Origin of the sequence: Pengzhenrongella phosphoraccumulans, from assembly GCF_045689905.1 — a bacterium.
Taxonomy (GTDB): Bacteria; Actinomycetota; Actinomycetes; order Actinomycetales; family Cellulomonadaceae; genus Pengzhenrongella; species Pengzhenrongella phosphoraccumulans.
The window spans coordinates 4,404,622-4,423,869 of record NZ_CP144210.1; the positions used below are offsets into that span (position 1 = coordinate 4,404,622).

At 71.4% G+C, this 19,248-nt stretch carries 18 protein-coding genes and 1 pseudogene; 14 read left to right on the forward strand and 5 right to left on the reverse strand.

Annotated elements, in window-relative coordinates:
- Positions 1 to 5 precede the first annotated feature (5 nt).
- Both VTA80_RS20365 and VTA80_RS20370 read right to left on the reverse strand, forming a co-directional pair.
- Positions 6 to 2,744, reverse strand: a complete 2,739-nt coding sequence (locus VTA80_RS20365; RefSeq protein WP_407342883.1) for a molybdopterin-dependent oxidoreductase — start codon at positions 2,742 to 2,744, stop codon at positions 6 to 8.
- Positions 2,741 to 3,562: an FAD binding domain-containing protein gene (locus VTA80_RS20370; protein ID WP_407342884.1), complete on the reverse strand. Its 822-nt coding sequence runs from the start codon at positions 3,560 to 3,562 to the stop codon at positions 2,741 to 2,743. The genes VTA80_RS20365 and VTA80_RS20370 overlap by 4 nt, the downstream gene beginning before the upstream one ends.
- Before the next feature lie 193 nt (positions 3,563 to 3,755).
- On the opposite strand from VTA80_RS20370, the gene VTA80_RS20375 reads away from it, so the two are divergent.
- Both VTA80_RS20375 and VTA80_RS20380 read left to right on the forward strand, forming a co-directional pair.
- A complete protein-coding gene (locus VTA80_RS20375; RefSeq protein ID WP_407342885.1) occupies positions 3,756 to 3,995 on the forward strand; it encodes a hypothetical protein in 240 nt (79 codons plus the stop codon).
- Positions 3,992 to 4,399, forward strand: coding sequence for a TraR/DksA family transcriptional regulator (locus VTA80_RS20380; RefSeq protein ID WP_407342886.1), 408 nt, complete (start codon positions 3,992 to 3,994; stop codon positions 4,397 to 4,399). The genes VTA80_RS20375 and VTA80_RS20380 overlap by 4 nt, the downstream gene beginning before the upstream one ends.
- On the opposite strand, the gene VTA80_RS20385 is transcribed toward VTA80_RS20380, so the two are convergent.
- Positions 4,396 to 5,028, reverse strand: a complete 633-nt coding sequence (locus tag VTA80_RS20385; protein ID WP_407342887.1) for a TetR/AcrR family transcriptional regulator — start codon at positions 5,026 to 5,028, stop codon at positions 4,396 to 4,398. The genes VTA80_RS20380 and VTA80_RS20385 overlap by 4 nt on opposite strands.
- Before the next feature lie 107 nt (positions 5,029 to 5,135).
- Here VTA80_RS20385 and VTA80_RS20390 point away from each other — a divergent pair.
- Both VTA80_RS20390 and VTA80_RS20395 read left to right on the forward strand, forming a co-directional pair.
- A pseudogene (locus VTA80_RS20390) lies at positions 5,136 to 6,166 on the forward strand (NADP-dependent oxidoreductase).
- 302 nt (positions 6,167 to 6,468) lie between these two features.
- Positions 6,469 to 7,323 (forward strand): hypothetical protein, encoded by an 855-nt coding sequence (locus tag VTA80_RS20395; RefSeq protein WP_407342888.1) that lies wholly within the window; start codon positions 6,469 to 6,471, stop codon positions 7,321 to 7,323.
- On the opposite strand, the gene VTA80_RS20400 is transcribed toward VTA80_RS20395, so the two are convergent.
- Positions 7,229 to 9,112 carry a SulP family inorganic anion transporter gene (locus VTA80_RS20400; RefSeq protein WP_407342889.1) on the reverse strand — a complete coding sequence of 628 codons (1,884 nt, stop codon included), beginning with the start codon at positions 9,110 to 9,112 and terminating at the stop codon, positions 7,229 to 7,231. The genes VTA80_RS20395 and VTA80_RS20400 overlap by 95 nt on opposite strands.
- A 138-nt stretch (positions 9,113 to 9,250) precedes the next feature.
- Between VTA80_RS20400 and VTA80_RS20405 the strand changes: the two genes are divergently transcribed.
- The 10 genes from VTA80_RS20405 (at position 9,251) to VTA80_RS20450 (ending at position 18,685) form a co-directional block, all read left to right on the forward strand.
- Entirely contained in the window at positions 9,251 to 10,150 is a 900-nt protein-coding gene (locus VTA80_RS20405; RefSeq protein WP_407342890.1) for a helix-turn-helix domain-containing protein, read from the forward strand.
- Positions 10,151 to 10,253: 103 nt separating this feature from the next.
- Positions 10,254 to 11,048 (forward strand): electron transfer flavoprotein subunit beta/FixA family protein, encoded by a 795-nt coding sequence (locus tag VTA80_RS20410; RefSeq protein WP_407342891.1) that lies wholly within the window; start codon positions 10,254 to 10,256, stop codon positions 11,046 to 11,048.
- Positions 11,048 to 12,058 (forward strand): electron transfer flavoprotein subunit alpha/FixB family protein, encoded by a 1,011-nt coding sequence (locus VTA80_RS20415; protein WP_407342892.1) that lies wholly within the window; start codon positions 11,048 to 11,050, stop codon positions 12,056 to 12,058. The genes VTA80_RS20410 and VTA80_RS20415 overlap by 1 nt, the downstream gene beginning before the upstream one ends.
- Before the next feature lie 75 nt (positions 12,059 to 12,133).
- A complete protein-coding gene (locus VTA80_RS20420) occupies positions 12,134 to 13,291 on the forward strand; it encodes an acyl-CoA dehydrogenase family protein (RefSeq protein ID WP_407342893.1) in 1,158 nt (385 codons plus the stop codon).
- 59 nt (positions 13,292 to 13,350) lie between these two features.
- Positions 13,351 to 14,199 (forward strand): SDR family NAD(P)-dependent oxidoreductase, encoded by an 849-nt coding sequence (locus VTA80_RS20425; protein WP_407342894.1) that lies wholly within the window; start codon positions 13,351 to 13,353, stop codon positions 14,197 to 14,199.
- Between the two features lie 31 nt (positions 14,200 to 14,230).
- Complete coding sequence (locus tag VTA80_RS20430) at positions 14,231 to 15,037, forward strand: enoyl-CoA hydratase/isomerase family protein (protein WP_407342895.1); 807 nt, start codon at positions 14,231 to 14,233, stop codon at positions 15,035 to 15,037.
- A gap of 157 nt (positions 15,038 to 15,194) precedes the next feature.
- On the forward strand, positions 15,195 to 15,626 hold the full coding sequence (locus VTA80_RS20435) for an META domain-containing protein (protein ID WP_407342896.1): 432 nt from the start codon (positions 15,195 to 15,197) through the stop codon (positions 15,624 to 15,626).
- A gap of 98 nt (positions 15,627 to 15,724) precedes the next feature.
- On the forward strand, positions 15,725 to 16,807 hold the full coding sequence (locus tag VTA80_RS20440; protein WP_407342897.1) for a LolA family protein: 1,083 nt from the start codon (positions 15,725 to 15,727) through the stop codon (positions 16,805 to 16,807).
- Positions 16,804 to 17,781 (forward strand): ABC transporter ATP-binding protein, encoded by a 978-nt coding sequence (locus VTA80_RS20445; protein WP_407342898.1) that lies wholly within the window; start codon positions 16,804 to 16,806, stop codon positions 17,779 to 17,781. Before VTA80_RS20440 ends, VTA80_RS20445 begins: the two co-directional genes overlap by 4 nt.
- 103 nt (positions 17,782 to 17,884) lie before the next feature.
- Entirely contained in the window at positions 17,885 to 18,685 is an 801-nt protein-coding gene (locus VTA80_RS20450; RefSeq protein WP_407345828.1) for an ABC transporter permease, read from the forward strand.
- Here VTA80_RS20450 and VTA80_RS20455 read toward each other — a convergent pair.
- Positions 18,663 to 19,121 carry a MarR family winged helix-turn-helix transcriptional regulator gene (locus tag VTA80_RS20455; protein WP_407342899.1) on the reverse strand — a complete coding sequence of 153 codons (459 nt, stop codon included), beginning with the start codon at positions 19,119 to 19,121 and terminating at the stop codon, positions 18,663 to 18,665. The two genes, VTA80_RS20450 and VTA80_RS20455, sit on opposite strands and share 23 nt — an antisense overlap.
- Positions 19,122 to 19,248: the final 127 nt, after the last annotated feature.

The window sequence follows — 19,248 nt, forward strand, 5'->3', positions numbered from 1 at the left end:
CCGGTCTAGTCCTGCAGCAGGCGCCAGATCCGATCGCGGGACATCGGCAGCTCGAACGGTCGGATGCCGATCGCGTCCCGGACCGCGTTCGCGAGGGCGGGCGCGACCGGGTTGTAGGTCGACTCGCTCATCGACTTGGCCCCGTACGGGCCGAGCGAGTCGCTCGTGGTCGCGAAGTAGATCTCCGTGATCGGGACGTCCGCCAGCTGGGGCACGTGGTAGTTGCGCAGCACCCGGGTGGTGACGGCTCCGGCGCCGTCGAGGATGACCTCCTCGTACAGCGATGTTCCGATCGCCTGGGCGACGCCCCCCTCGATCTGCCCGCGGCATTGCTCGGGGTTCATCACGACACCGGCGTCTGCGGCCTGGATCGACTGCAGGATGCGCACCTCGCCGGTCAGGGTGTTCACGGCGACGCGGAAGGCGTGCACGTTGAAGGCGAGCGAGCGGACGGCCCCGCTCTCCGCACCCTTCGCCTCGAGTCCGGCCGACCCGGCGAGGTCGGCAAGCGACACGAAGGCCGCGCCGGAGCGCAGGCCCTCGCGCTCGGGCACCCAGGAGTCGGCCGGCAGGCCCGTCCGATCGGCGGCGATCCGCCGCAGCTGCTCGACGAGCGCGGTCGCGGCGACCAGCACGGCCTTGCCCGCGACCGTGATCCCGGCGGAGCCGTAGGCGCCGGTGTCGTAGTCCGCGACGTCGGTGTCCGACTGCCGGATCTTGACCCGGTCAGGCGTGGTGTTGAGCGCGGTGGCCGCGATCTGGGCGTGCACGGTGGTCGTCCCGTTGCCGAACTCGACAGTCCCGATGCCTAGCGTGTAGGTCCCTGAGGGGTCGAGGCGGATCGAGGCCTGCGAGAAATGGCCGTTCGGAGGCATCGTGGCGATCATCGCGGACGCCATGCCCTCGCCGAGCCGCCACTCTGAGCCGGTCGGGACCGGCACATCGTTGCCGCGCGCCAGCGCCGCCTGCGCGAGGTCCAGGCACTGGTCCAACCCGTAGCTGCCGATGATCAGGTCGCCGCCCTCGACCTCGGTCACGATGAGGGGGTCGTGGGGGCCGATCGAGTTGAGCCGGCGCAGGTCGAACGGGTTCAGGTCGAGCTTGCGTGCCAGCTCGTCGAGCGCGGACTCGATCCCGAAGATCACCTGGCCGAGGCCGTAGCCCCGGAACGCACCGGACGGGGGATTGTTCGTGTAGACGCACGCGGCGTCGACGCGCTTGTTGGGTACCGAGTAGAGGCTGACCGACTCCGAGCAGCCGTGGTACATGACCCCGGGTCCGTGGTTGCCGTACGCCCCGGTGTCGGACAGCACCTCGAGCCCGAGCGCGGTGAGGCGCCCGTCGTCCGTCGCACCGAGCGTGACCGTGACCGTGAACGGGTGCCGCACGGGCGAGACCGTCAGCTCGTCGGTCCGGGTGAACTCGTACTGGACGGGGCGGCCGGTCGTCAAGACGGCCAGCGTCACGATGTCCTCGGTGAGGATCTCCTGCTTGCCGCCGAAGCCACCGCCCACGCGTGCCGCGAAGACCCGCACGTCCGCCGGTTCGAGCGCGAAGATCCGACAGATCTCCTTGTGCACCAGGAACGGCACCTGCGTGGCGCTGCGCAGCACGAGCCGACCGTCCTCGAGCCAGCCGATGGTGGCGTGCGTCTCGATCTGGACGTGGGACACGCGCTGGGTCTGCCAGGTGCCGGTCACGACGGTCGTCGCCTGGGCCAGGCCTGCCGCGAGGCTGCCGTGCTCTCCCCGCATCTGCGCGACCAGGTTGCGGTTCGGGTCGGCGAGGCGAGAGGCCGTCGCGTCCTTGTCGCCGTGCACGAGGGCCGCGCCGGGGGCGAGCGCCGCCCTCGGGTCGAAGACCGCCGGGAGCTGGTCGTAGTCGACGACGATCAGGGCGCACGCCTGCTCGGCGATCGCGACGGTGTCGGCGACGACGGCCGCGACCCGCTGACCGCGGAAGCGCACGACGTCGTCGAGCACGAGAGAGTCGTCCGGGTCGTCGAGCCGGTTCTCGTGGCGAGCCGACGAGTAGAGCGTGGTGGGGGAGTCGGCGTGGGTCAGCACGGCGTGCACCCCGGGCAGCGCGGTCGCGGCGCTCGTGTCGATGCGGGTGATGCGGGCGTGCGCGTGCGGGCTCGCGAGCACGGCCAGGTGGAGCAGGCCGGGCACGGCGACGTCCAAGGTGTACGGCTCGGAACCGCTGACGATCCGGGTGCTCGCGGGTGCGGGCAGGGAGGACCCGACCCGGCCGCCGGACCTCGTCGCCGCGCACGTGGCGGCCAGGGGCTCGGGTGCGACAGGTTCGCCGACCGGGCGGTGCGTTCCGCGCACGGCGTCCTCGATCGCGCGATAGCCCGTGCACCGGCACAGGTTGCCGCTGAGCATGCGGGGCAGCGCATCGAACTTGGCCTCGTCGAGCGTGGAGGCCGTCACGATCATGCCGGGGGTGCAGAAACCGCACTGGAACCCGGAGGCGTCGACGAAGCGCTGCTGGAGCGGGGAGAGGTCACCGTCCCGGCCGAGGCCGGCGACGGTCGTGACGGCCTTGCCCTCCGCGCGGCTGGCGGGGTAGATGCAGGAGTGCACCGGGACGCCGTCGAGCAGGATCGAGCACGCGCCGCAGTCGCCCGAGTCGCAGCCCTTCTTGACCTCGAAGTGCTCCCGGTCCCGCAGGAACGTGCGCAAGGACTGCCCGGGCGCCGCGGTGCCCTCGGCGGTCTCGCCATTGATCTCGAGCTTCATGACCGGCCCGCCCCTCGCTGCAGCTCTGCGCGGATCTCCTCGCCGAGCACCGCGGTCACGGCCCGGCGCCAGTCGGCGGCGCCGTGCGCGTCGGTGAACCACGACGCCAGCGCGTTCACGTCGTGAGCCAGGATCGCCGCCGAGGGGATCGCCGGGTACCGCAGCAGCTCCGGTCGCACGGTGGCGGCGGTGACGGTGAGCACGAAGCCGCCGTCGGGGTCGAGCCGCCCCACGAGGACCGCGCCGGACCGGCCGAGGGGGGAGAGCGCGATCTTGCGGTAGGCGGTGACTGCGCCGAGCGTCGCGGCCGGCAGGTGGATCGACCGCAGCACGTCGCCGGTCGTCAGCACGTTGGTCGCATTGCCCGTCACGAACTGAGCCGCCGGCAGGCGCACGTCGCTGCCGTCCTTGAGCCAGATCAGCACCTCGGCATCGAGCGCGCACGCGAGGGCCGTCATCGGGCCGGCCGGCAGCGAGGTGCAGAGGTTCCCGCCCACCGTCGCGACGTTCCAGATCTTGAACGAGCCGAACAGCGCACCGCAGCACTCGAGGAACAGGGGTTGGGCCGCCCAGCCAGGAACGGCGGGCAGGCGCGAGAGCTCGGCGAGCGTGCAGGTGGCGGCGATCTCCAGACCCGCGTCCGTGACCACGAGGGCGGGCCAGTCCAGGGTCAGCAGGTCGACGAGCCCGGTGAGGTGGCTCCGGGGGTAGGCGAAGAGCTCGGAACCTCCCGCGAGCGGGGCGACGGTCGTGGTCAGGGCACGCAGATCGCCGCGGTGGTGCGCGGCCTTGATCGACGCCACGGTCGGCAGATCCATCGGAGTGTCCTCTCGGCCGACACGGAGACGTCGACATTCGAGCGTAGTCACGGCCTCGCCGCCGTGGGTTGTCGGCGGGCGTGGACTCGGTCACAACGGCCGGGCGCGGCAGGCAGCGCAAGGGTACGGTCGAAGTTGTCCCAGACCGGGGCGCCCGACCTCTCACGTACGAGAGGAGTGAGGTGGTCTTCCCATGGATCCCACCAGAGCAGCGAAGGCAGCGCCGCGTGCGGTGCCCACGATCGAGCGGCCCGAGGTGCACAACGCCGCCGTCGACGCTGTCCGGCGCCGTCAGGGAGCGTGCGCGCAGGTGCACCTTCCGACCGGCCGGATCTGTGTGCTCCGGCACGGGCACGGAGCCTCGTGCGAGTTCGTTCCCGCCGGCGAGGCCGACGCGTCCCTGGCGCGTCATCGGCTCGCCGGGGCCTGGTGACCGGACCGGCTGCGTCCCGCGAGAACCCGCTAGGCGCAGCGATCGCTCCGTCGCCGGACATCCGTGCACAGCTGCTCGATGCGCGCGTTGCCGCGGGCACCGCTGTGGAGGCCGCTGACCGGGACTTCGAGCGGCTCCTGGACGCGGCCCGGTCCGTCTCGACCGACGATGAGCACGACCCCGACGGTCCCGGCCTTGCCGTCGAGCGGGCGCTGGTCGATGCGTTCAGGGTTCAGGCGCGGGCGCGGCTCGCGAGCCTCGACCGCGCGCTGGAGCGGCTGGACGCAGGCGGCTACGGCCGTTGCGAGGTGTGTGGCGGTGCGATCGCCGCGGAGCGGCTTGCCGCCCGACCGGGAGCCCTGACCTGCATCGACTGCGCGCGGGCGGCTGCCCGGCGCGGTTAGCGCCCCGCGCGGGCGCCGGGGTGCGAGGCTGCATCCGGCGGGACGTCGAACCATGTCCGCACGAGCGCGGCTGCGGTGTCCAGCATGGCGACCGGCTCGACGGGACCGACACGCGCGAGCAGCATCGCGCTGGTCGTCAGGGCGGCGAGCGTCCGGGCGCGCTCGTCGACCTCGCCCGGATCGGTCGGCACGGCGCCGGCGCTGAGCGCTTCGGACAGCGCTCCACGGAGCTCGGCCCAGTAGGCCGCGACGACGTCTCGTGCGCCGGGGTCGTGGCCCGCCAGACCGGCTGCGCAGTTCACCAGCAGGCAGCCGCGGCGCGCTGAGCCGTCGGGCAAGGCCGCGACGGTGGCACGCAGCTCCTCGAGGTACCCCAGCAGGGCCCGACCGGGCGGGGCGGGGACGCGCAGCACGCCCAGCCGGGGCCGGATCACCGTCTCGAGGTAGTCGTCCACGGCGGCGTCGAACAGCCCGCGCTTGCTCCCGAAGCAGTGGTAGAGGCTCGAGCGGTTGACTCCGGTCGCGCGTTCGAGCTCGGTGATCGAGGCCTCGTCGAAGCCGGTCGACCAGAACACGTCGCGCGCCGCTCGCACCACGGTCGTGCGGTCGAAGAGCGGGGTGCGCCCCATGTGCTGTCCTCTCGTGATGGTCGTGCGGTTCGTGATGGTCGTGCGGTCGATCTGCTCGACCTATAGTAGAACGATCAGTTCAATTTCCTAGCGAAAGGCGCGCACTCATGGCGTTGCCCGTCAGCACGCAGATCCAGCTCGCCCGGCGGCCCCAGGGATGGCCGACGGCGAGCGACTTCCGTACCGTCCGCGTCGAGCTCCCTGACCTCGGCCCGGGGCAGGTCCGCGTGGCGAACGAGTACATCTCTGTCGACCCGTACATGCGCGGGCGGATGAATGACGTCAAGTCCTACTCGCCGCCCTTCGCCCTCGACGAGGTCATGACCGGGGGAGCGGTGGGGCGCGTCACGGCCTCGACCGCGGACTCGGTCGCCGTCGGCGACGTCGTCGTGCACCAGCTCGGGTGGCGTGACATCGCGCAGGACGACGCGGCCGCGTTCCGGGTGGTCCCGGAGATCGCTGGCGTGCCGATCTCCGCGTACCTCGGGGTGCTCGGCATGACGGCGTTCACGGCGTACGTGGGGCTGCTCAAGGTGGCCGCGATGGTGCCCGGAGACTCTGTGTTTGTCTCCGGTGCGGCGGGGGCGGTGGGCTCGATGGTGGGGCAGATCGCCCGGCTCAAGGGCGCGGGGCGCGTCATCGGATCTGCTGGTTCTGCTGAGAAGGTCGAGCTCCTGACGAGCCGCTACGGCTTCGACGCCGCCTTCAACTACAAGGACGGCTCGGTGACCGAGCAGCTCGAGGCGGCGGCTCCCGAGGGCATCGACGTCTACTTCGACAACGTCGGTGGTGACCACCTCGAGGCCGCGCTCGCGGTCATGAACGACGGCGGGCGGGCCGCGCTGTGCGGGGCGATCTCGCAGTACAACAGCACGCAGGCGCCGGCCGGCCCGCGCAACCTGGCCAACATGATCGGGCGCGGTCTGACCCTCACGGGGTTCATCGTCGGCAAGTACGCGCAGCACTTCCCGGCCTTCGCCGCCGAGATGGCCACCTGGCTGGCAGCGGGGGACATCGTCTTCGACGAGACCGTCGTCGACGGGATCGAGAATGCTGTCGACGCGTTCGGGACCCTGATGCACGGGGGAACACCGGCAAGATGCTCGTGCGCGTCGGGGGACCGGCCGCCGCGGTCTGATCGGGGGGCCGGCCGCCGGAGCCAGAATCCGGCGGCCGGTCGGCGGCAGCACCCGGCCGGATCGACTGCGCGCTGCCGCCACCGGCTTGGGCGGCTCTTCATCGGGCTTCCGTGATAACGGAACCATGCGCGTGCTGACGCAGCCGGACCGTGGCGGCTCAGCCGGGAAGAACAGGACTACCCCGCCCCAAAGCGGCAAGGGGCTTCTGTTATCACTGATGCCAGAGATGCTGGTCGATCGCTGAGCAACGGGAGCTTCGAGAGCACGCGGCTGCGTCAGAGGCTCGTGGTAGACCACACGGATGAGCCAGCGCCCCGCGGGACCGACCGATCATCTGATGAGCGCCCACCGGCTCGTCGAGACCTACCTGGAGCAGCTCGAGGGCTCGGAGTCCACCGTGCGGCAGCGCCGTTGGGCGCTACGAGACCTGTTGACGTTCGCCGGCGAGCAGCAGGAGCCCGTCCGGCTGTCGGCGCCAGCCCTGCTTGATCCTGACCTGCTGATCGCCTGGGTGGCACGCGCGCAGAACGATCCTGTGGCCCCGGCGTCCCAGGCGGGGCTGCGGGCCCGCGCCGGCGCAGCCAGGGCCCTGGATGGCTTCGCGCGTGCCCACCGCCTGCTCGGTCCCGGTCCCGCGTCCGCACCGGCGGACCTCACCTTGGCGGCTCCACCGAGCCCGGCCGAGACCGACCGCTCCGCCGCCCGGATCCTGCTCACCGTCGCGGCCGGGTCAGCGCCCTGGCCAGTGCACCCGGGGGTGTGGGCCAGGTTCGCGGCGCACGCCCACCTGTCGGCCGTCACCGGCGCGGGGGAGAACGAGCTGGCGACGATGACCATCGGGGACCTCGCCGGAACCGGACCTGCCGAGGCGATGGGGTTGACCGATCGCTCCCGACGGACCATCGACCGGTGGCTCGAGGTGCGCTCGGCGCTCGTCGACGAGCTGGAGGGATCCGACCCGGGGGCGCTGTGGCTCCGCGTGCACCCCTCGACGGACCGTCGCACCGGCCGGATCGCCCCGGCCGGCTTGGCGATCACGGCCCGCGGCCTCCGGCTGGCCTTCACGCATATGGTGGCCGCCGCGGCCGGCGTCGACGCGCGGGTCGCTGCTGTCCGGCCACGGGACCTGCGCGCCCTCGGTCGCGAGGCCGCCTGAGCCGGCCGGGCTCGTTGCTCCCGGCCGCCGCGCCGTGGATCGCGGCTCGGCTCCGGGCCGCCGTTCGAGCGCGCACCGGGCGATGCCCGCCCGCGGTGCGCAGGCCGAACTCCGTCTCGTACGCCTTCACCGCGTTGTGGACCGTGGGGAAGAAGTGCTCCGGGCCGAACCTGCCACCCGCCCCGAAGCGGAGCAGACGGTCCTTGACCGGTCCCTTCATCTCGGCGAAGACCAGGGCGATGTCCCGGCGCTGCAGGTAGTCGTCCAGCTCGACCAGGTCGTCCAGGGCGGTCGTGTCGATCCCGGTGATCGGCTCGGCGGCGACGATGACCCATCTGGTCGGCGGAGGAGCCTGATCGACCAGGTCACGGATGTGCGCCTCGAAGACACCGCCGTTGGCGAAGAAGAGCGGGGCGTCGAACCGGGCGATCACGAGCCCGGTGATCCGTTCGCCTTCCGCGTGCCGGGCGAGGTCGTGGAACCCGGGCACCCCGTCGAGATCCACCAGCTCCGTGCGATAGGGGTCCCAGGCCTGCCGGACGAACACCATCAACGACAAGCCGATCGCCACGAGGATCCCCTCGAGGACCCCGATGAACGCCACGCCGAGAAATGCCGCGATGAGAAGTGCAGTCTCGGTGCGGCTGATCCGCGCGAGCCGAACCAAGGTGCTCAGATCCACGATCGACGCGGCGGCGGTGATCACGATGGCGGCCAGGGTCGCCGAGGGGAGGTACTCGGGCAGCCCCGGGAGGACGAGCATGAAGACGACGAGCAGGCCCGCCGCGACGAAGCCGGCCAGCTGCGTGCGGGCCCCGGCCTCGACGGCCACGGGGGTGCGCGAGGTGCTGCCGGAGACCGCGAACCCGCCGAGCAGGCCGCTGGCGATGTTCGCGACGCCGAGAGCTCCCATCTCCTGGTTGCCACTGACCGAGTACCGGTATCGCATGGCCAGGGTCCGCGACAGGACGCTCGTGTCGGCGAAGGCGATCACCGCGATCCCCACCGCGGGGCCGATCAGGTCAACCACATCGTCGAGGCCGAGCCCCGACAGAGCGGGCGCCGGGAGGCCCTGGGGGAGGGCACCGACCGTCGGGATGAGGTCCTGCAGCCCGAGGGTCACCGTCGCGATCATCGCGCCGACGACCGCCACGAGCACCCCGGGGACCTTGGTCGGCAGCAGCCGGGTCGTGATGATCGCACCCAACGAGATCAGGCCGACCGTGAGGGCCACGCCGTTCGTCTCACCGGCCGCGACCGCGCGCATGGTCTGCCCGAGGTAGTCCCACACGGAGCCGCCCGGGACGGAGATCCCCAGCAGCTTGGGCAGCTGGCTCACGATGACGACGAGCGCGATGCCGTTGAGGTAGCCGACCCGGATGGGCTTGGACAGCAGCCCGGTCACGAAGCCCAGCCCCAGAGCGCGACCGGCGAGCAGGACCAGTCCCATCAGGATCGCGAGCAGACCGGCCAGGGCCACGCTCCGCTCGCTGTTCCCGAGCGACAACGGGAGCACGGCCGCGGCGATCATGGGGGCCAGCGACGAGTCCGGCCCGAGGACGAGCACCCGGGACGGGCCGAAGAAGGCGTACGCGATGAGCGGGACGATCGACGCGTACAGGCCGGTCACCGGGGGCAGCCCGGCCACGACCGCGTAGCCCATCCCGGCCGGGATCAGGAGCGCGCACAGGGTGCCGCCGGCCACGAGGTCACCCCGGAGCCACGGACGCTCGTAGGCTCGGGCGGTCGCGAGCCCGGGGAGTAGTCGTTCGTGCCTCCGGTGCTCCATGCTCTCCACGTTTCGCCCCTGCGCCGGCGCCCGCAAGTGTCCACCTGCCCAGGATCGAGCACCCGTCCTGCACGGACGGCCCAGTCGACGGGTCGATGGTCCCGCCACGTCAGGCCGGCCTCGCCCTAACGTCAGGTCATGAACGCGACACGGCAGGTCATCGCCCATCTCGAGGCGATGCATCCGGACCGTACCGACCTCGGTGTCTGCGTCGCGACCCTGAAGCCCACCGGCGGGTGCATGGACCGCGCCCGGGCAGCCCAGCTGCTGCGCGCCGACTTCCACCTCGTCGTCCTGTGCACCGGCGGGGCGGGGGACCAGGTGGTCGACCTTGCCATCCACCACCACGAGCCGGGCACGCTGCTCTGGATCCGGCCCGGCCAGGTCCATGAGCGACCTCCCGCGGTCGAGGGGACTGCCGTGTGCTTCACGGACGCCTTCCTCGGCAGCAACGAGGACATGCGGACCGGCCCGAACTCGTGGAAGCTCGACCTCGACGACTTCGCTGACGTCCGCGCCCAGCTGGCCGTCCTCACCGGCGAGTACACGCGGTTCGTGTTCGGGCCGACGGGTCGACATCTTCTTCAGGGCGAGACGATGCTGCGCCACGTTCTCCTGGCCTTCCTGCTCCGGGTCGGTCAGGCCGAGCCGCTCCGGCCGGGGCAACCGAGCGAGATGCGCCCTGCCGCGCGGGCGTTCATCGAGCTCGTCGAGGGGTCGTTCGCCTCGATCCACACCGTCGGTCAGTACGCCGCTGCGCTGGGATACTCCGCCAAGACGCTCACGCGCGCGAGCGTCGAGTCGACGGGCCTGACCCCCAAGCAGGTGATCGACGCACGCCTCGTGCTCGAGTCCCGCCGACTTCTCACCTACTCCGACATCTCGGTCAGCGCGGTCGGCCGACGACTCGGATTCGACGACCCCGCGAACTTCTGCAAGTTCTTCACGCGGGCGACCGGGATGTCGCCGGGGGCGTTCCGCGCCTCGCGCGCCGCCGACCGACCGCCGGCTGTCCGCAACGGACAACAACAGGTCTGATTCCTACCACCAAAAGGTCAAGCCACCGCCAAGTTTGCGGCGAACCTGGAGGAGCCAACTCGGTATCTCCGGGGCCTGGCTCGACCGTGGTGAGGATGGGACGTTGCCCAGAACAGTCGTCTGTTTCAAGTCGGTCGCCACCGAGGCAGATCTGCGGATCGACCCCGTCACGCGCGCCGTCGACGCGAGCCGCACCCATCCGAAGATCTCGGACTACGACCGGAACACGATCGAGGCGGCCCGGATCGCCGCGGGGCAGCTGGCGGGCGAGCTGGTCGGGCTGACGTTCGGCCGTGCGGATGCAAGGGCGGCCGTGAAGGACGCCCTCGCGCGCGGTCTGGACCGCGCGGTACACATCCTGGCAGGGGCCACCACCGCCGACGGCACCGACCGTGCCGACGGCCACGTGACCGCGCGGGTGCTGGCCGCCCAGATCGGGCGGCTGGACGACGTCGGCCTCGTGCTCTGCACCGAGGGTGCGTCCGACACCTACGCCCACGAGACGGGACCGAGGCTGGGAGAGCTGCTCGGCTGGCCGGTCGTGACCAACGTCCGTGACCTCGTGATCGACGGCGATCGCCTGCGCGCCGTGCGGGTCCTGGGGGCCGACGCCGAGACGGTCGAGTGTGAGCTGCCCGCTGTCGTCACCGTGGTGCCGGAGATCGCGCCCGCACCCATCCCGGGTCTGCGTTCGGTGCTGCTCGCCGGCAAGAAGCCCACCGAACAGGTCGCGGTGGCCGATCTCGATCTGTCTGCCGACGCGCGGACCGCCCGCACCACGGTCACCTCGTTCCTCGGGTTCGTCGCCCAACGCAGACGCGTGCTTCTCGACGACGGTGATGCCGAGCACAGGGTCGCCGCCCTCGTGCGTGGCCTCACCCAGGACGGGGTGCTGTGATGGCCGCCAGCCTCGTCGCCCGCGGGAGCGCGTCCCGCCAGATCTACGTGTTCTCCGAGAGCGCGCGGATCGCGGCCGATCTCGTCGCGATGGCGACGGCCATGACGACGTCGGCCCCCGAGCAGACCCAGGTGCACGTCGTCTGTCTCGGCACGGCGCAGGGGGCGGTGCTCGCCGGCTCCGGCGCGACGTCGGTCATCGCCCTGGTGGCGGACGAGCCGCGGCCGGAGGCCTACGCGGGCGCCCTCGCCCGCGTGGTCGGGGAAAGGCGTGGTGACCTGCTCCTGGTCGGCGGCACGACGAGCGGCCAGGAGATCGCGGCGCGCGTCGCGACGATCCTCGGGTGCGGCCTCGTCAGCGAGGCCACCGCACTGGGCTCGCGCGCCGACGGCGAGTGGTCGAGCGAGCGGATCATGTACGCCGGCGCCGCGATCCAGTCCGAGGCCTGGACCGGACCGGCGGTCATGACGATCGCCCCGGGCCAGGCCGCGGGAGCCCGTGCCCTGGCACCCACCGAGCCGGCAGGGCGCACCGGACCGCCGCCGACCGTCGAGTCGATCGCGGTCGAGGTCGACACCCGGGTCCGGCGCGTGAGCCTCAGTGTGCGCGACCACGCCGCGGTGGACCTCGCCGGCGCCTCCCGGGTGGTGTGCGTCGGCATGGGCCTCGCGACGCGCGCCGACCTCACGCTCGCTGCCGACCTCGCGACCGCCCTGGGCGCGGAGATGGCCTGCACCCGGCCCGTCGCTGAGGACCGCGAGTGGCTGCCCGCCGAGCGGTACATCGGGATCTCCGGCGTTCGCGTGTCGCCCGACCTCTACGTCGGCGTCGGCGTCTCGGGCCAGGTCCAGCACACCATCGGGATCCGCGACGCGAAGGTCGTCGTCGGGATCAACACCGACCCGGCCGCGACGCTGTTCGGCGTGTGCGACTACGCCCTGGTCGGCGACCTGCACGAGATCGTCCCGCTGCTCGCTGCCGCGGTCCGCGCCCGCGACGTGCCGGCCTGACCCCGAACCACCCCCGAACCACCCCCGAACCACCCCCGAACCACCCCCGAGTTGCCGACGAGAAGGAGCACAACGATGTGGTACTTGACCGAAGAGCGTGAGGCGATCCTGGCGACGGTGCGCGAGTTCGTCAGGTGCGAGGTTGCGCCGGTCGCGATGGAGATCGACCGGACGAGCGAGTTCCCGCTCGCCCTGTTCAAGCGCGCGGGCGAGCTCGGGCTGCTCGGAGTCACGGTCCCCGAGGAGTTCGGCGGGCTCGGCGCCGATCAGACGACCCACGCGCTGATGCTCGAGGAGATCGCCAAGGCGCTGCCGGTGCTCACGGTCGCGATGGCGGCCCACAGCCTGCTGGCCGGGGGCCTGATCGAGATGCTCGGTACGGCCGAGCAGAAGAAGGAGTACCTCGTCCCGGCGGGGACGGGCGAGATCGTCCTCGCGTGCGGGTCCACCGAGGCCGTCGGCGGCAGCAACCAGGTCGAGTTCAGCACACGTGCCGTGCTCGACGGCGACGAGTGGGTGCTCAACGGCGGCAAGGTGCTCATCTCGAACATCGGCGTCGCGGACGTCTACATCATCATCGCGGTCACGGCCGACCACGTGGACCCGGCCACGAAGGCCGGCATGAGCGCGTTCATCGTGCCCGCGGGCACCGCCGGGCTCGGCGTCGGCAAGCCGGAGCACAAGCTCGGCTGGCACGGGTCCGCGACCGGATCGCTCTCGTTCACGAACTGCCGCATCCCGAAGGCGAACCTGCTCGCGCCGCAAGGAGGCGCCCTGCCGGCGATGTTCGTCAGCGCGACGGCGGAGTTCCTCAGCTGTGGGCCGGTCAGCCTCGGGATCGCGGAGGGGGCCTACGAGATGGCGCTCGCGTACAGCCTCGAGCGAGAGCAGCAGGGCCAGACGATGTTCGACCGGTTCCAGGTGACCCGGCACAAGCTGGTGCGGATGTGGGGCGAGATCGAGTCGCTGCGCGCGCTCGTGTACTCGACCTACGCCGAACGCGACCGCGGCGAGCTGTGCTTCGCGCAGGGCCGGCTGCTCAAGGTCAAGGGCGCCGAGGTCTCCGAGTACGTCGCCCGCGAGGCGATCCAGCTGTTCGGCGGCGTCGGCACGGTCGTCGACACCGGCGTCGAGCGCTACTGGCGCGACGCGAAGGTCATGGCGATCGGTGGCGCCTCGGTCGAGGCGCTCGTCGATGCCATCGCCGGCCTCATCAAGGCGAAGCGCGTCTGAGCGAGCGCTCTGCCATTCGCACGATCGAAGCAGTCTCACACCGTTCAAGGAGGAGCGTCATGGAGAACTACCAGGACCGGGTCGTCGCAATCACGGGTGCGGCGAACGGCATCGGCAAGGAGCTGGCCCGCAGGTTCGGGCGCGCGGGCGCGCGCCTCGCGCTCGGTGACATCGACGCCGAGAACCTCGCGGCGCTCACCGCCGAGCTCACGGCCGACGGCGTCGACGTCCTCGCGTCGGTCTTCGACGTGCGCCACGTCGATGGCATGGAGCGCTTCGCCGCCGAGACGTTCGCCTCGTACGGCAAGGTCGACCTGTTCTTCAACAACGCCGGCGTCATCTCGGTCGGGACGATCTGGGAGCAGCCGCTCGCGGACTGGGACTGGCTGATCGACGTCAACGTCAAGGGGATCCTGCACGGCATCAAGGCCTTCGTGCCGCGGATGATCGCCCAGGACATCGAGTGCCACATCATCGACACCGCCTCGATCGCCGGGCTGCTGACCGTCGAGAACTCGCCGGCCTACGTCGCGAGCAAGTTCGCCGCGCTGTCCCTGACCGAGGTCCTCGACCTGCAGCTGCAGGCCGTGGACGCGAAGGTCCGCGCCCACGTCATCTGCCCCGCCATCGTCCAGACCGACTTGGACAACTGCCTGCGTCACCGCGACCCGGCGACCTACGACGCCGACGACCCGTACTACGCCACCGCGGACTTCATCGCCCGGTCCGAGATCGTCGCCAAGTCGATGCCGGCGGGGATGCCGGTCGCCGACGCCGTCGAGGTGATCATCGCCGAGCTGGAGAAGGGCACCTTCTACATCCTCACCCATCCGATGTACAACCCGGCGATCACCGGTCGGGTCGCCGGCATCGTCGCCGGTACCCGACCCGCCCTCGTCCGCCGCTGACACGCACCCGTTCCTCGAAGGAGTCCAGGTCATGTATCCCTACATCAAGAACTACGACCACGTCGTGACGTACGTGAAGGACGGTCACGTCGCGACCATCACGTTCGACTGTCCCGAGAACCTCAACCGGTTCTCGGAGCAGGTCATCGACGAGTTCGGCGCCGCGCTCGACCAGGCCCACTGGGACGACGACGTCCGTGTGATCATCCTGCGCGGGACAGGGCCGGTCTCCTTCGGCCCCGGCGACCTCAGCATCATCAAGACGAAGCTCGCGAAGAACCTCTCGGCCGCACGGGAGGTGATGTGCGAGATCTCGAACCTCATCAAGAAGATGTACTCGATCCCGACGCCGATCATCGGCCTGGCCGAGGGGGGCTGCCTCGGCGGCGGCTGCAACCTGCTGCTCTCGAGCGACATCGTGATCGCGACCGAGAACGCGTACTTCCACGAGCTGTTCGTCAACTACGCCCTCACCCCGGACACCGGGGGGCTGTGGGCGCTGCAGCGGCTGGTCGGGCCGATGCGGGCCAAGGCGATCTGCATGCTCGGCGAGCCGGTCGGGGCGCTGGAAGCGGCGCAGCTCGGCATGGTCTACAAGGTCGTCCCCGCCGCAACCGCCTATGAGCAGGCCCGCGAGCTGGCCGACAAGATCGCGGCGAAGTCCCCGGTCGGCATCAACCACACCAAGCAGATCTCCAACCGGCTGCACGAGTACACGATGGACACCTACTTCCAGGTGGAGGGTGACTACCTCGCGATCGGCGCGCTGAGTGCCGACTTCCAGGAGACGAACCTGGCTGCGGCGCAGGAGCGCGAGCCGGTCTACAAGGGGTACTAGACGCGGCGCAGGGCGCGGTGGGGCCTTCACCCCGCCGCGCCCGTCTCCGGCCCGCGTGCGGCGCCCATCTCGACGAGCCGAGCCTCCCTCCGAGAGCTAGCGTGAGCACCATCGGTGGTTCCGCCGACCGGCACGTGGTTCGTGAGACGGAGGGGCTATGCGCGCAAACTCTCGCGTCATTCTGGTCGGGTTGGCGGTCCTGGTCGCCGGGGGAGCCGTGTTCGCGATGACCCGGCCGGGCAGCGGCGAAGGGTCCCTGGGAGGCTCCAGCTGGGTCCTGACCGGGACGTCCGCCGACTCGTTCGACCCCGCCAAGGTCGCGATCACGGCCGAGTTCACCGACACCCAGATCTCCGGCTCGTCCGGTGTCAACCGCTACAGCGGCGGCTACACCGCGACCTCGGCCGGCACGTTCTCGGTGGGGGAGCTGATCTCGACCCTCATGGCGGGCCCCGAGGCAGACATGCAGGCGGAGGCCACCTACATCAAGCTCCTGCGGTCGGCCACGGCCTACCAGCTGGACGGCGACCGGCTGACCCTGAAGGACGCCGCCGGGAACGACCAGCTGATCTACGCGGCTGCTCCCTGACGCGGTCAACCTGCGAGCCGCCGCGTGCGACGACAGGTGCGCGACGCCGGTCGACGACGTAGCGTTCATGGCATGAGCCGTTCCCCCCGGGTGAGGTCATGACACGCGCGTGGTCGCGCTGGCTGCCCGCCGCGATCGTTCCGGCGGTCATCGCAGCCGGCGCGCTGGTGAGCGCCTCCCAGGCCGGTGCTAACGCTGACCTGCCGGACAAGTCCGCGGCCGAGGTGCTCGCCCTCGTAGGCGAGAGCTCGGTGGACGCGCTCTCGGGCACCGTCGAGCAGACCTCGAAGCTCGGGCTGCCCGCGCTGCCGAGCTCGGGTTCCGGCACGGACGGCGCGGGAGCGTCCGGTCAGGCCGCGGCGCTCGAGCTGCTCACGGGCTCGCACACCGCGCGCGTCTACCTCGACGGCCCCACGCGGGTGCGCGTGCAGGTTCTCGACATGCTCGCCGAGCGCGACGCCGTGCGCAACGGTGACGACGTCTGGCTCTACAGCTCGGTCGGCAACACCGCGACCCACCTCGTGCTCCCGGGCGGATCAGCGGGGGAGCACGCACCGGACGGCGTCGTGACCCCGGCGGAGCTTGCGGACGAGTTCCTCACCGCGATCGATGCGAGCACCGTGGTGACCGTCGATGCGGACACCGTCGTGGCCGGGCGTGCTGCGTACGACCTCGTGCTGACCCCCCGTGCCAACGACACCCTGGTCGGCTCCGTCTCGATCGCGGTCGACGGCGAGACCGGCCTGCCGCTGCGCGTGGACGTCGCCGCCAGGGGGCAGCAGGAACCCGCGTTCCAGGTGGCGTTCACGCAGCTCAGCCTCGGCGCGCCGGCCGCGGAGCGGTTCCAGTTCACCCCGCCGCCTGGTGCGACCGTGACCGAACAGGCCGTGCCCGAGCTTCCCGCGAACCTGGCCGCTCCGGCGACGGGTCAGCCGGGCGAGCTCGGGATCGGCCGGCCCACCGTCTCGGGCACGGGGTGGGACGCGGTCGTCGAGCTGCCGCTCGGGCTGGCGGCGCCGGCTCTGACCGGCTCGGCCGGGCTCGAGGAGCTGACGCAGGCGGTGCCGGGTGGCCGGTTCCTGCACACCGCCCTGCTGAACGTGCTCCTGACCGACGACGGCCGGCTCCTGGCCGGATCCGTACCGCTCGAACGGCTGCAGGCCTCGAGCAGCAGTCAGTGACGGTCGCCACGCCGACGATCGACCTGGCGATCGAGACGCACGGGCTGACGAAGCGGTTCGGCCACCAGATCGCCGTCGACGGGATCGACCTCGCCGTGCCGCGGGGCGCGGTCTTCGGGTTCCTGGGCCCGAACGGGTCCGGCAAGACCACCACGATCCGCCTGATGCTCGGCCTGGCGGCGGCCACGAGCGGTGACATCCACGTGCTCGGCCGCGACATGCCCCACGACCTGCGCGACGTCCTGCCGCGGGTCGGCGCGCTCGTGGAGGGGCCCGCCTTCTACCCGTTCCTGTCCGGGGCGGCGAACCTGCGCCGGCTCGACACGGCGGACCGGTGCGCGCCGTCGTCCACGCGTCGCGCCCGGGTGGCCGACGCGCTCGAGCGCGTGGGCCTGACGCACGCCGCGGGCAAGAAGGTGCGCGCCTACTCGCTCGGGATGAAGCAGCGGCTCGGGATCGCCAACGCCCTGCTCTCGCCGCGCGACCTGCTGGTTCTCGACGAGCCGACCAACGGTCTCGACCCCCAGGGCACGCGCGAGGTGCGTGGTCTCGTGCGCTCCCTCGCAGCCGACGGCGCCACGGTCTTCGTCTCCAGCCACCTGCTCGCCGAGGTCGAGCAGATGTGCACGCACGCCGCCGTGATGAGCGCCGGCAGCCTCGTGGCCCAGGGCACGCTCGACGATCTGCGCCGGGTCGGCCTCGCCCACGTCCGAGTCCGCACGCCCGACGGCGACCTCGCGCGCCACGTGCTCAGCGGGCTCGGGCTCGTGCCCGAACCCGCGTCCGGTCCCCGCGACGACGCGGCCGACGGCGTCGTCAGCGCGCCGATCGCGCGCACCGGGATGCTGCCCGAGGAGATCGTCGGCGCGCTCGTCGCGCAAGGGGTGCGGGTTCGGGGGTTCGCCGTCGAGGGCGCCACGCTCGAGGACCGGTTCGTGGCCCTGACCGGAGAGGGGTTCGACATTGCCCAATGAGACATCACCCAGGGAGATGTCACCCAGTGAGGCATCGCCCAGTGAGGCATTGACCAGCGACGTGACGGCGCGCCTCGAGCGTCCCTCGGCCGGCTGGCCGTTGATGAGCTCCGAGCTGTCCGTGCTGTTCCGGCGCCGGCGGACCTGGGCGATGCTGGCCGCGCTGGCGGCGATCCCGATCCTGATCGCGGTCGCCGTGCGGTTGTCGTCGTCGGCCCCCGCCGCGGGGGAGGGTCCGCCCTTCCTGGAACGCATCACGCAGAACGGCCTGTTTGTCGGGATCACCGCGTTGGTGGTCTCGATCCCGCTGTTCCTGCCGCTCACCGTCGGGGTGGTGGCCGGTGACACCATCGCCGGCGAGGCGAGCCTGGGCACGCTGCGCTACCTGCTCGTGGGCCCGGCAGGGCGAGTCCGACTCCTGATCGTCAAGTACTGCGCGGCGGCGGTCTTCTGTCTCGCGGCGACCGTGACCGTCGTCGGGACGGGCGCCGCGATCGGCGCGGCGCTGTTCCCGGTCGGTCCGGTGACCCTGCTCTCGGGCGACACGATCGGGGTCGGCGAGTCCGTGGGGCGCTCGTTGCTGGTCGCCGCCTACGTCACCGTCTCGCTGCTCGGGCTGTCGGCGATCGGGCTGTTCATCTCCACCCTCACCGAGGTCCCGGTCGGCGCGATGGCGGCCACCATCGTCCTGTCGGTCGTGGCCCAGGTGCTCGACTCGCTGAGCCAGCTGGACTGGCTGCACCCGTGGTTGTTCAGCCACTACTGGCTCGGCTTCGCGGACCTGCTGCGCCAGCCGATCTCGTGGACGTCCTTCGCCGACAACGCGCTGCTCCAGGCCGGGTACGTGCTCACGTTCGGCGCGCTGGCCTACGGCCGGTTCGTCACGAAGGACGTGCTGTCCTGACGAGTGCGGCCCCTGACAGGGACTCGCCGGCGTGCTCGATGAGCAGCGCCAGCTCGGCCGGGGCGCACGGGGCATCGCTCTCGATGCAGCACGCCAGGGCCGCGTGGTACTGCTCGTAGACCCCGCGCATCGCAACGACCGCGACGGGGGTGGGACGGACGAGGACACTGCGGCGATCGACGGGATTGGGGACGCGGGTGGTCAGTCCGGCCGACTCGAGGTGATCGACCATCCCCGTCACCGAGCCGGTGGTGATGCCGAGCAGCTGAGCGAGCTGCTTGGGCGTGAGCTCGTCGGACTCGATCAGGTGCCCGAGCGCCGTCAGCTCAGTCACATTGATGTGGAGCTGCGAGGCGAGCGCGCTGCGGAAGTGGTCGCCCGCCAGGATGAGGTGGCGAATGGCGCGCCCGACCGCGGCCACGTCGATCTCACTCACTTTCGGCACCGTGCACCCCCCTACACCTGGCGTGGCCTCCCACACTAGCCGCCGTGTGCGGGCGCAGGTCACGCCGTGAACGCCTCGCGACACACCTGCGGCGGGCCACCTCGAGGGGCGGCCCGCC